Below are 12,082 nucleotides of genomic sequence, written 5' to 3' on the forward strand. Positions count from 1 at the left end.
CGCTACGCTGTCCTCCTTGCGCAGTTTCGTCACTCATATTCACTATGCCGCTAACGATGACTTTTCAAATGTTTCTTCAATATCGCTGTCAGCCAGAACGAGTGCCGGCAGTCCCCGGACTATTTTCATCGTTCCCAAGCTGACCGTGACAACCCGCTGGAACAATTGGAGCGGATACTTTGAGTCGTTTACAGTTTTGTTGGCCCAATCGTTAGCGTCGTTGACGATGCCGCTGTCCTTGTCGGTCTTTACGCCTTGGCGCTCTACTACCCAGTCAAGCGCCGGCTTACCGTTGACGACATACTCATAGGCCTCTAGTGGAATACCGGTCAAGGTTATCCTGTCGTTGTAGTGCAGGGTCGTCAGGTCCTTGTCCTTTCCTTTCCTGCCGTAGCGCATCTTCTCGACACGATAGTCGGCATCGGTGAGCTTCTTGCCTAAGCTGTCGATCTTCAGGGGGTAGGGCTCGACGCTTTCATAGTTCAGGTGCAGGTTGGCCAGCTTACGGCCAGCCTGCGAGAATGACCAGAAGTCGGCTGCCTCCTTGACGCACGGGATACGCGGCAGTTCCTTGCCCAAGTTATCGGCGAAGCGTTCACGGTAGTCGGGCGAGTGCAGCAGGCCGTAGACGTAGTAGAAGATGTCTTCGCGGCTGATTTTCTCGCCGGGGTAGGCTGCTTGAAAGTGTCCCAGGCCTTCGGCGGTAATGGCGTCGCGACGTTTGGTTGGCGACGTTAACGCTGACTGCCCCTCTGCCCCGAATAAGGCCCCTTGCTTAGGGCTGGCATCCGCCGCGTCGGAATTTGGATCGTCGTACAGGTACAGCGGGAAGTATTGCGAGCCCACCATGTCTACCGCATGCAGGCTAGCGACAGTGTCGGTAATGAAAACTGAATATGCACTGCGAGAAGCCGAGGCAGATACACCGATGACGATGTTGGGAGAACGGGCATCCGGGAAAAGGCGCGGCATCTGCAGAACCATTTCGTTGAGATGCCGATTGAAGTACAGCCACTGTTTATTGAACGGCCGGTACAGCCCCGGCACCAGACAGTTGGCGTCGTAGGTTAAGCGCTTACCCTTGGCGAGGTTCTGTTTCAGGCCTCGTGTCCAGGCAATCTGTTGACCGTCGGTGTTGATAAAGCCATCGAGCAGTGCCTCCCGCTCCTTCTTCTCTAGGCTCGGGTGTGCGTGACTGAGTCGGTCGGCCTCCGCGTTGTAGAAGGCGATCATCCGCGTCATATTGGCGGCGACATTGGCTTTCGAGGCGTTGTAGCACCAAGCATCACGGTTGGTAACGACGCCCAAGGAGAAGTTCTCGAACAATTTCGGACCATCGCCCTTCTTGTCGCCAAGCGCGATGTGCTCCAGGAAGCTGTCGTCTCGCTGCTTCAACCAGTCGCCATGGGCGTCCGGGGTAATGGTCTGCCAACCCTCCGCAGCTGTGATGCCGGCAATGCTGACCAAAGACTCGATCTTGGCTAGTTTCTCTTCCCTGCTCAGGTAGTCACCAATGTCGCAGAAGCGGATTTGCCCGTGCAGCTCGGCAGAGGGGTTCTTCACCAGAAGCGAGATGGCGATTGGAGCGCGGCTACCACTGCCGAAAATCTTGCCGCCTTCTCTGCGGGACAGTTCGCCTGCCGTACGCTGATTGCCGCGCAGGTGAAAGACGTAGATGCTGCTAAACTCGTCTGCCAAGCACCGGCGAAGGCCATCGAAGGTTCCCGTATCTAGGAAACTGGCATTAGTCACAAAGCCGATGACGCCGCTAGTGCCAATCCGGTTGCTCGCCCAACGGATCGCGCGGATGTAGCTATCGTAGAGTCCTTTCGACAGGGCTGCGTCCGACCGCGCCGCGTAGGTCGCTTCGATTTGACTGTCTAGGTGGGGGTAGGCCACGTTCTGGTTGTTATCGTTCTGGCTGCCCTGACCGATGGAGTAAGGCGGGTTGCCAATGACGATTCGAATATCCAGCTTCTTCTGCCGCTTGCGCCGTGCGCTGTTGTCCACCAGCAGCGCGTCGACTAGATCGTCCTTCTCATACATCTGAAAAGTGTCGGTCAGACAAATACCCTCGAACGGCTGATAATTGCCGCCCACGATGCCATGATAGACCGCCTCGATGTTGATGGCGGCGATGTAGTACGCCAGCAGCACCAGCTCGTTGGCATGGATTTCGTGCTTGTACTTGTGAGGTAGGTGCTGGGGCGCGATCAGTCCGCTCTGCAACAACCGGGTGATGAAGGTGCCGGTTCCGGTGAACGGGTCGATGATGTGCACGCCCTCGCTGCCCAAGGTCTGGCCGAATTCGGTCTCCAGGATGTGCGCGACGCTGTGGATGATGAAGTCCACTACCTCCACCGGCGTATAGACGATGCCCAGCCGCTCGGTCATCTTGGGGAAGGCGTTGCGGAAGAACTTGTCGTAAAGCTCGACGACGATCTTCTGCTTGCCAGCCGCGTTGTCGATGCCCTGTGCGCGCATCTTCACACTGTCGTAGAAGCGCTGCAGGGTGTCGGCCTCCTTGTCCAGCCGGTGCTCTTGTAGCACGTCGAGAACAGCCTGCATAGCCAGCGACATAGGATTGTGCTGAGCAAAGCTATAGTCCTCGAAGAGGGCGTCGAAGACGGGCTTGGTGATGAGATGCTGGGCCAGCATCTCGATGACTTCGCCGTCACTAATGCTGCCATTGAGGTCGTCACGCAGTTCATGGGCGAAGGCATTGAAGGCGGCCCGCTCCTTCTCGTGGGCCGGATCTTCAACGATGGCAGTTATGCGGTCGATATGGGTGCGAGCGATCTTGGCAATGTCGTTGGCCCAGTCTTCCCAGTGATGGCGATTGCCCACTTTCTGCACCAATTTTGCGTAGATGGCCTTCTCAATTTCACCGATTTCAAATGACAGAGAGGCCTGCTCTTGCTTGTAGTAGGGCTTGGCCGGCGACTCGCCTACGATGAAGCTGCCCTTCCCGGTGTCATTGTTCTTTGATCCTTTGGGCTTCTCGTGCTTCCGCTGAATCTTGTCAGTGATGGCGACGACCTCCATCTTGCTGGGGTCCTTACCGACCAAGTCCAGCTTGTTGACCATCGCATCGAAGCGGTCATCATGTGAGCGTAGCGCCTGCAGTACCTGCCACACCACTGCGTAGGTCTTGTTGTCGTTCAGAGCCTCGTGGGGTTCTACGCCGGCCGGGACAACCACCGGTAGGACGACGTAACCGCGTTTCTTGCCCGGCGCATTGCGCATAACACGGCCGACTGACTGCACCACGTCAACTTGGGAGTTGCGCGGGGTCAGGAACAGCACTGCATCCAGGGCCGGTACGTCGACACCTTCGGACAAGCAGCGCACGTTGCTCAGGATTCGGCAGGTGTCGGGGGCGGCTTCGGCCTTCAACCACGCGAGCTTGGTTTCCTTTTCACTGGCGTTCATGCTGCCATCCACATGCTCGGCTTCGCAGGCCAGCGTCGATGCCGCGTCGTCCTCCTCGGACTCCTGGTAAGCCTCGACCACCGCCTGGAACATACCGGCGATATTTTTGGAGCTGACCTTGTGGGTCTTTGCGCCCTTGCTTACCTCGATGACCTGGCAGAACGCCACGGCGCGCTTCATGGCCTCGTGATCGCCGCTCAGGTCCTCCGTGAGCCCCTGTTTTGCCAAGGCCTTCCAGCAACCGATAATCTTGGCGGCGTCATCCACCTTGAGCTGGTTGTTCTCGTCCTTCAACAGGGACTGGATGCGGCGGCTGACGTGACTCTCTTCCACGGATAGCACGATGACCTTATAGTCCACCAGCAAGCCGCGCCGGACTGCCTCGGAAAAGGTGATGACGTGGAGCTCCGGGCCGTAGAGGGCCTCGTCGTCCATCGAGCACAACGCTACACTGCTCTGCTCGGCCTTGGCTTTCGCGTTGTCGCCGTAGATGCGTGGTGTGGCTGTCATGTACAGGCGCTTGTCCGACCGTATGAAGCCTGCGTCATGCACCTTGACGAAGTTGCTCTCGTCGTCATCGCCGAAGGTAGCGCCCGTGGTGCGATGCGCCTCGTCGCAGACGATGAGGTCAAAGTCGGCCAGGCCATGCTCGTGCTGAGCACGGCTGATGACATCAATGGAGTGGTAGGTACTGAAGACCACACTCATGTGTGACGCGTCATGTCGCTTGGCCATCTCGGAAGCCAAGCGGGCTGGTTGGGTCGTGGCCGGGTAGCGCAGCTCGTGGGTGAAGGTTTGAACAGTATCGTCCTCCTTCTGGCGCTTCTTGCCAACGTCGCTGTCCGAACAGACCGCGAAACTGTGCAGCGACGTGGCGCTCTCCTGGGTCCACTCGGTCAACGTCTGTGAGAGCAAGGACAGGCTTGGCACCAAGAACAATACGCGCTTGCCGGGGCCGGCCAGGGCTTCCGCGATCTTCAGGCTGGTGAACGTCTTGCCCGTGCCGCAGGCCATGATGAGCTTGCCCCGGTCGGCGGTCTGCAACCCGGACAGCGCGGCGTCCAGCGCCTGTTGCTGGTGGGGCCGAAGCTCCTTCTTGACCTTCAGTACCGGCGCGGTCTTCGGCTGGTACTTGCCCCACTCAATCTGGCTGTTCTCCAAATCGTTCAGGTCTATCTTGCTGACAGGTGGCTGCTGGTCACGCAGTGCCTCCTCAGCGTGAGTGCTCCAATGGTTTGTAGTGCAGACGATGACGCGGTGAACGAACGGTTTTTTGCCCGAAGCAGTGAAAAAGCTGTCGATGTCGGCCTTTTGCAGCCGGTAGTCCTCGGCGTACAGCTTGCATTGGATCGCATGGAATTCGTTGGTGCCCGCTGTCTTAGCTACGAGATCGATTCCGGCATCGCGCGCATCCAGGCCCTGCAGCTTAGCCCACTCGGCATAGGTCCAGACATCACTGTAGAGGTCACGGTAGGTTGCCTCATTCCGTAGGTAGGCTACGATCAGTTCTTCAAAGTAGGTGCCTTTTTCGCGCTCGCTGACGGCCGCGTTGCGAAAGGTAGCGAGAAGATTTGACAGGGCGGACATGCTTGATAATTTCCTTTTAATACACGAGCGACCAACGCCCGGTGTCATCGACAACAGTTGGGCGATACTTTACCTTACCAAGCGGAAATCTCACCCAAAAATGTAGTGAAGCTGGGGTCAGCCCGAGACACCGGGAGGACGGAATATGGTCACGGGTATCGATTCAATTAGCAGTCGCTTGGACCAGCAGTGGAGGGGAGCCAGCCAGCGACTCGCTCTCCCCCTTGGTCGAGGAGTGCTTCTGGTCCACGCTGGCATGGTATGGCGCCTTTGCCCAGCGCCTTATGGAGCACCAAATTCATCGCCACGATTTTTCAGTCATATCTCAAATGCCATTAGAATGGCTCAGCACTACCCAATGAAAGGAATATTATGGCTACTGTCAACAAAGTCATTATCGTCGGCAATCTCGGCCGCGATCCAGAGATCCGTTATATGCCGTCGGGCGACGTCATCGCAGCAATTTATGCTGATTACAGAGTTAGCCGGGTGTCGGCTGCATTCAAAAAGAAAGCTGGGTTCGCTGGTCCAGAATCAAAACAGAAGGCCAAGGAAATGGCGTCTACCACCACTTCTGCTGGTACTGTCGCATCAGGTGTAGACGATGCAAGCGGTTCCGGGGACGATGACGGCGAGGATGGCGACGGCGATAGCGACAGCGATGGTCCTCGACGTCTTTCTCAGTCCACCTACTCCCCCGCTACACGCCTTTCCCCTCGCGCCCACCGGCGCCCAAATCTCCCAAAACCGTTGACCCGCCGCGCCTTCGCGTGGTTGCTTGCGCTCGCCCTACTTTTGGCTTATATAGGCCCACCAGGCTTCGCCCTGCTATTTGTTCAGGTCGGGCACCCTGAACTCGCCGGTGAGATGCTAAGGTACAAACCTGTGTTGATACTCCCTACTCCACCAGGATGGCTACCGTCCAACGAGAGGGAGGGCACGATAACTGCTATATCTCCGGCGAAAACTGGCGCCGGAGCCGCCCCAACCGACTTAAGAGCAGCGTCGACGACGCCCGCAATATGCACACGTAGCACTCACAGCAGAGTGAACACACCTGTCAGACGTTCGGGCGAAACCCGTGTTTACGAGTCAACAAGTCCGCGCCGCACTATGACAACCCGAGTTCGCGAGGCCTGGCCGGCCGCAAAGGACCGCCTGAATAATTCCTGTATCGGCACGCAAGCTGTGGCTACCGATGTTAGTGTTTTGGAGCCACTCGTCCAGCCCTGAGTCGGTAGTAGCGCGGAGCGCGGCAGCATAGCCTCACCAAGTCGGAGTGCTTAGTTCCCGCACTTGCGTGTCACCGCTTCGCGCCAGTCTTTCGATCTTCACCGCTCGGACCTCGCTATGTCCGTCCGCCGGCACAGCCTTGAGCATAGCGATCGCTTCGTCGAAACGGCCCAGCAACCGCAGCAGCTCCCCTTGCTGGATCATGCTGCCCGGCTGCTGCTTGCCATCCCGCAGAATGTCCAGGATGACCTCCATGTTGGACCGCTCTGCGGCCGCTGGCCAGCTCGGCGCGTCGGGGACAGGGGACCTATCGGATCGGCTGCGGTAGCGGTCGTTCAAACCCCACCAGATGCGATTCCTGAGCCAGAGCAACCGGTCCCTGCCCACGCCCTTCGAGCGCGACAACACATACACCACGTCGTCAAAATTGACGCGGCCGACATGCTGCGCCTGTCCCCATGACTTCATGGCCTCGGTCCATTCTTCGTGAGCCTGAAGTTGCCCTCCAGGGTCGCCGCGCCATCGCAGCCAAGCCGTCGTCAACCGACCAATGGGTCTCGCCGCGTCGGGCATGATTCCGACAGGCTCGATATCGTCCAGCCAGAACAGCGCCGCGCAAGCTTCACACTGGACCAAGGGCTCCTGCCGCCACCACATGCTTGGTGCGCCATCGGACCAGTCACGCATGCCGAAGAAGTTAATGGTGCGAAGCCGCCGGCGAAGAAAGAAAGCATCACAGCCGGGGCACACGTGGACAGAGGAAGCAGAGTAGCTAGTCATGGCGCTATCGTACCGCCACAATCAGGGCATGAGCAAAGACCAAGGACCGCCGCACGGCGAATAGACAAAAACGTAGACGAAGCTGGGTTACACAGCGGTTACACACTCGAATGGAGGCTGCAAAAAGAAAAAAGGGTTACACGCCGAAGCCTGTAACCCTTTGATCTTACTAAGTATTCTTGGTGCCGCTGACCGGAATCGAACTGGTGACCTTCGCATTACGAATGCGCTGCTCTACCGACTGAGCTACAGCGGCTCTACGTGGGCGAACCCGACGAAGAGCCGTATTCTAGCAAACAACTCCGCACACTTGCTAGTCCGACTCGGCAATTCGCACCAGAATTGCCACAAAGTCACTACTCAGCGTGGTAGCGGGTGACCAGCTCGACTTCCGATTTCGAGCCCAGGAACACCGGCACGCGCTGGTGCAGCCTGGTCGGGGGGATGTCCATGATGCGCCCACGGCCATCGGTTGCCGCGCCGCCGGCCTGCTCGACGATCATGGCCATCGGGTTGGCTTCGTACATCAGGCGCAGCTTGCCCGGCGAGGACGGGTCGCGCATGTCGGCCGGGTACATGAAGATGCCGCCGCGGTTCAGGATGCGGTGCACGTCGGCGACCATCGAGGCGATCCAGCGCATGTTGAAGTCCTTGGCGCGCGGGCCGGTGGTGCCCGCCAGCATCTCGTCCACGTAGCGCTGCACCGGCGGGTGCCAGTGGCGCTTGTTCGACATGTTGATGGCGAATTCCTTCGTGGTTTCCGGGATCATCATGTTGCTCTCGGTGAGCACCCAGGAACCCATTTCGCGGTCCAGCGTGAAGCAGTGCACGCCGTTGCCGGTGGTGAGCACCAGCATGGTCTGCGGGCCGTACACGGCGTAACCCGCCGCCACTTGCTGGGCGCCCGGCTGCAGGAAGTCCTGCTCGGTCGGCTCGCTCATGCCTTCCGGGGCCTTGAGCACCGAGAAGATGGTGCCGATCGAGACGTTGACGTCGATGTTCGAGGAGCCGTCGAGCGGATCGAACAGCAGCAGGAATTCGCCCTTCGGATAGCGGCTCGGGATCTGGCGGATGGTTTCCATTTCTTCCGATGCCATGGCCGCCAGGTGGCCGCCCCACTCGTTCGCTTCCAGCAGGATCTCGTTCGAGATCACGTCGAGCTTCTTCTGCACTTCGCCCTGGATGTTCTCGGTGTCGGCGCTGCCCAGCACTTCGCCGAGCGCGCCCTTGCTGACCGAATAGCTGATGCGCTTGCAGGCGCGGGCGACGACCTCGATCAGGAGGCGCAGCTCGGCGTTGATGGTGTGGTGCTGGCGTTGTTCTTCGACCAGGTATTGCGTGAGGCTGACGCGTTTCATGGACTTCCTTTGGTTTGGTTTGATTCTTGGTTTTACGTGAGGCGGGCGTTCAACCGGGCCTTGCGCCATGGCTGTGCACGGGCTGGTTGAACGCGCGGGCGGGAAACCCGCCCACCCTACGGGTTATTGTTAATTCGCGAGTGCCTTGGTGACCACCTCGCGCACGTCGTTCGACAAACGTTGCTGCCCCGCCACCTGCTGCAGCGCCGTCTTCATGTGGGTCTGCAGGGCCGGGGTGAAGCGGCGCCAGCGGTCCATCGCGCGGGCCAGGCGGGCGGCGACCTGCGGGTTGAGGCCGTCGAGCAATGTGACGTGCTCGGCCCAGAACAGGTAGCCGCTGCCGTTCGGGGCGTGGAATTGCACCGCATTGTTCATGCAGTAGTTCGCGACCAGGCTGCGGGCCCGGTTCGGGTTGCGCAGGGTGAAGGCCGGGTGGCGCATCAGTTCGCGTACCTTGGCGATGTCGGTGGTCGGGGCCGATGCCTGCATGGCGAACCACTTGTCCACTACCAGCGCCTCGCCCTGGAACTCGTCGTAGAAGCGTTCCAGCTCGGCGTCTGCTTGCGGTGCGCGCGCATGGATCAAGGTGCTCAGCGCCGCGGCGCGGTCGGTCATGTTGTCGGCCTCGACGCACTGGCGCGCGGCCAGCGCGATGGTGTCCTCGTCCGGCGCGGCGTTCAGGTAGGACAGCGCCAGGTTTTTCAGGGCGCGCTTGCCGGCGGAGGCGGCGTCCGGGCTGTACGGTCCGGGCGTCAGGTTGGCGTGGTATTGCGCCAGCAGTTCGGTGCGCAGGCGTGCGCCGATGTTGGCGCGCATGAACTGGCGCGCCATGTGCACCGCCATCGGGTCGACCACGTCGAGCTGCTCGGCCACCATGGTTTCGGACGGCAGCAGCAGCGCCTGTTCGCGGAAGGCCGGGTCGAGCGACTCGTCCGTCAGCATCTTGCGCATCGCCTCGATGAAGGTGTCGTCCAGGCTCAGGCGACTGGTGACCGGCGCTTCGCCAGCGAGCTTGAGCAGGCGTCCCATGGCGAGGCGCTGGCCAGCCTCCCAGCGGTTGACCGGGTCGCTGTCGTGACTGAACAGGTGCAGCAGGTCGCCGTCGGAATAGCCATGCTGCAGGATCACCGGCGCCGAGAAGTCGCGCAGCACGGACGGTACCGGCTGTTCCTTCACGCCGGTGAAGACGAAGGTCTGCTTGTCGGCGGTCAGCTCGAGCACGGCGGTGGTGCCAAGCTCCTCGCCGTCGAGCGTGAGCGGCATGTCCCTGCCGTCGCCGTCGAGCAGGCCGACCGCGACCGGGATGTGGAAAGGCAGCTTCTTCTCCTGGCCCGATGTCGGAGGGCAGGACTGGAACAGGGTCAGGCCATAGGTCTGCGCGCCTTCGTCGTAGCGCGCCTCGAAATACAGCACCGGGGTGCCGGCCTGGCTGTACCAGCGCTCGAACTGGGTGAAATCGCGCCCGCCGGCATCGGCCATGGCCAGGCGGAAGTCGTCGCAGGTGACGGCCTGCTCGTCGTGGCGCTCGAAATACAGGTCCATGCCCTTGCGGAAGCCATCAACGCCCAGCAAGGTCTGGTACATGCGCACCACTTCGGCGCCTTTTTCGTAGACCGTGACGGTATAGAAGTTGTTGATCTCGACGAAGGAGTCCGGGCGCACCGGGTGGGCCATCGGGCCGGCGTCTTCGGGGAACTGGGCCTGGCGCAGCGTGCGCACCTGGTCGATGCGGGTGACGGCGCGCCCCGTCTCGGTGCCGATCATGTCGGCGGTGAATTCCTGGTCGCGGAAGACCGTCAGGCCCTCTTTCAGCGACAGCTGGAACCAGTCGCGGCAAGTGACGCGGTTGCCGGTCCAGTTGTGGAAGTATTCGTGCGCCACCACCGCCTCGATGCCCTGGAAGTCGATGTCGGTAGCCACGCGCGGATTGGCCAGCACGAATTTGGTGTTGAAGATGTTCAGGCCCTTGTTTTCCATCGCGCCCATGTTGAAGTCGCTGGTGGCGACGATCATGAAGCGATCGAGGTCGAGCTCGAGCCCGTAGCGCTCCTCGTCCCAGCGGATGCTGTGCTTGAGCGACTGCATCGCGTAGTCGGTTTTATCGAGGTTGCCGTCTTCGACCCAGACCTGCAGCAGCGCGTCGCGGCCGTCCGCCAGGCGGAAGGTCTCTTCCTGGCAGACCAGCTGCGCCGCGACCAGGGCGAACAGGTAGGACGGTTTCTTGAACGGGTCTTCCCACTTGGCGAAATGGCGGCCATCGCCCAGGTCGCCTTCTTCGAGCAAATTGCCGTTGGACAGCAGCACCGGATAGCGCTGCTTGTCGGCACGCAACATGACCGTGTACTTCGCCATCACGTCCGGTCGGTCCGGGAAATAGGTGATACGGCGGAAGCCCTCGGCCTCGCACTGGGTGAAGAAATTGCCGTTCGAGGTGTACAGGCCGCTGAGCGTGGTGTTCTGCTCGGGCACGCACACGGTTTCGATTTCGAGCGTGGCTTCTTCGGGGGCGTTCGGGATCGTGAGCAAGGAGCCGTTGATCGCGTAGTCGCCATCGGCCAGCAGGCGGCCGTTCAGGCGCAGCGCCACCAGTTCGATGTCCTCGCCGTAGAGTTCGATCTCGCGCTGGGCGCTGGCCGGATTGCGGCGCATGCTCAGCCGGTTGGCCACGACGGTGCGCGCGGGGTCGAGGTCGAAGCCGAGTTCCACGGTATCTACCAGGTAGCTCGGCGGGGTGTAGTCACTCCGGTAAATCGTCTGGGGCGTATCGGTGCGCATAGAGGGAGTCCGCAATAGACAGTGAGGTGAAGTGCTTATTTTACCAACAAGATTTTCCGGCGCCCGCACCATTTGGCGTATGTATCGGAATGTACGCCCCGTAACCAGGAGTAAATTATCCTGCGAAAATGCGGAACAAGTTCTAATCTGGACGCTCGCAAAATTCCGTATTGACCAGGGAGAGAGACATGAAACGCCTGATGACCGCCGCCGTGGCGGCCTGCGCGCTGCTGCTGGCCGGCTGCGCCACCACGATCCGCAGCGATGTGACCACCTTCCACCAGTGGCCCGCGCAGATCGAGGACAAGACTTATGTCTTCGAGGTGCCGCCCATGCAGGACGACACGCTGGAATGGCGCGCCTACCAGGAACTGGTGCGCGGCCAGCTGGCGCGCCTGGGTTTCCGCGACGCGGATGGCGCCAGGCCGGCGCTGACGGTGTCGATGCGCTTTGCCACCACCGACGTTCCGGTGCGCGTGTTCGAACCGATGATGTCGCCGTTCTACCAGCCGATGGTGCACCCGCTGCGCTATTCCTACCGCGGCCGCGCCCGGGGCTTCCACAATCCGTATTGGGGCGGCTTGTACAGCCCCTTCCATGATCCGTTCTGGAACCCGGCCTACCAGGTCTCGGTCGAGCACCAGTACCGCCGCGAGCTGCAGGTCGGGATCAAGTCGGCGGCCGACGGCAAGCGCCTGTTCGACGTCACCGTGCACAACACCAGCCGGCAGATGTCGACGCCGGCGGTGATGCCGGCCCTGGTGCAGAGCGCCTTCGAAGGCTTCCCGGGGCCGTCGGGCGTGGCCAGGCGGGTGGAGTTGAAGCAGCAGAACGGCTGATCGTCAGGCCGTTCACGAGAATGGGGCCGCGAGGCCCCATTTTTATTAGGTGACGCGCGCCTTGCCGCAATTCGTAGG

Annotated in this window: 5 protein-coding genes, 1 tRNA gene and 1 pseudogene; 2 read left to right on the top strand and 5 right to left on the bottom strand. The window is 60.6% G+C overall.

What is annotated here, in order from left to right; genetic code table 11:
- Positions 1–42: 42 nt before the first annotated feature.
- Positions 43–5,019 (bottom strand): DEAD/DEAH box helicase, encoded by a 4,977-nt coding sequence (locus tag AC56LR_RS00420; protein ID WP_497126243.1) that lies wholly within the window; start codon positions 5,017–5,019, stop codon positions 43–45.
- 372 nt (positions 5,020–5,391) lie between these two features.
- Here AC56LR_RS00420 and AC56LR_RS00425 point away from each other — a divergent pair.
- Positions 5,392–5,478 (top strand): annotated as a pseudogene (locus AC56LR_RS00425) (single-stranded DNA-binding protein); the annotation flags it as partial.
- Between the two features lie 807 nt (positions 5,479–6,285).
- Here AC56LR_RS00425 and AC56LR_RS00430 read toward each other — a convergent pair.
- The 4 genes from AC56LR_RS00430 to pepN all read right to left on the bottom strand — a co-directional run bounded on the left by AC56LR_RS00430 (position 6,286) and on the right by pepN (position 11,165).
- Positions 6,286–7,032 (bottom strand): hypothetical protein, encoded by a 747-nt coding sequence (locus AC56LR_RS00430; RefSeq protein WP_497126245.1) that lies wholly within the window; start codon positions 7,030–7,032, stop codon positions 6,286–6,288.
- Between the two features lie 180 nt (positions 7,033–7,212).
- Positions 7,213–7,288 (bottom strand) — tRNA-Thr (locus AC56LR_RS00435).
- Between the two features lie 100 nt (positions 7,289–7,388).
- Positions 7,389–8,390: a class 1 fructose-bisphosphatase gene (locus tag AC56LR_RS00440; RefSeq protein ID WP_497126247.1), complete on the bottom strand. Its 1,002-nt coding sequence runs from the start codon at positions 8,388–8,390 to the stop codon at positions 7,389–7,391.
- Positions 8,391–8,519: 129 nt separating this feature from the next.
- The gene (gene pepN, locus AC56LR_RS00445) at positions 8,520–11,165 is read right to left on the bottom strand and encodes an aminopeptidase N (RefSeq protein ID WP_497126249.1); all 2,646 of its coding nucleotides are present in this window, start codon (positions 11,163–11,165) and stop codon (positions 8,520–8,522) included.
- Positions 11,166–11,353: 188 nt separating this feature from the next.
- Between pepN and AC56LR_RS00450 the strand changes: the two genes are divergently transcribed.
- Positions 11,354–12,004, top strand: coding sequence for a DUF4136 domain-containing protein (locus AC56LR_RS00450; protein ID WP_497126251.1), 651 nt, complete (start codon positions 11,354–11,356; stop codon positions 12,002–12,004).
- The last annotated feature ends 78 nt before the right edge of the window (positions 12,005–12,082 follow it).

This window comes from Telluria sp. ZT3P39 (assembly GCF_059685935.1).

Bases quoted from the DNA above. Each gene is read 5' to 3' on its own strand.
- AC56LR_RS00420 (WP_497126243.1), bottom strand. From the start codon at position 5,019: ATGTCCGCCCTGTCAAATCTTCTCGCTACCTTTCGCAACGCGGCCGTC.
- AC56LR_RS00430 (WP_497126245.1), bottom strand. From the start codon at position 7,032: ATGACTAGCTACTCTGCTTCCTCTGTCCACGTGTGCCCCGGCTGTGAT.
- AC56LR_RS00440 (WP_497126247.1), bottom strand. From the start codon at position 8,390: ATGAAACGCGTCAGCCTCACGCAATACCTGGTCGAAGAACAACGCCAG.
- pepN (WP_497126249.1), bottom strand. From the start codon at position 11,165: ATGCGCACCGATACGCCCCAGACGATTTACCGGAGTGACTACACCCCG.
- AC56LR_RS00450 (WP_497126251.1), top strand. From the start codon at position 11,354: ATGAAACGCCTGATGACCGCCGCCGTGGCGGCCTGCGCGCTGCTGCTG.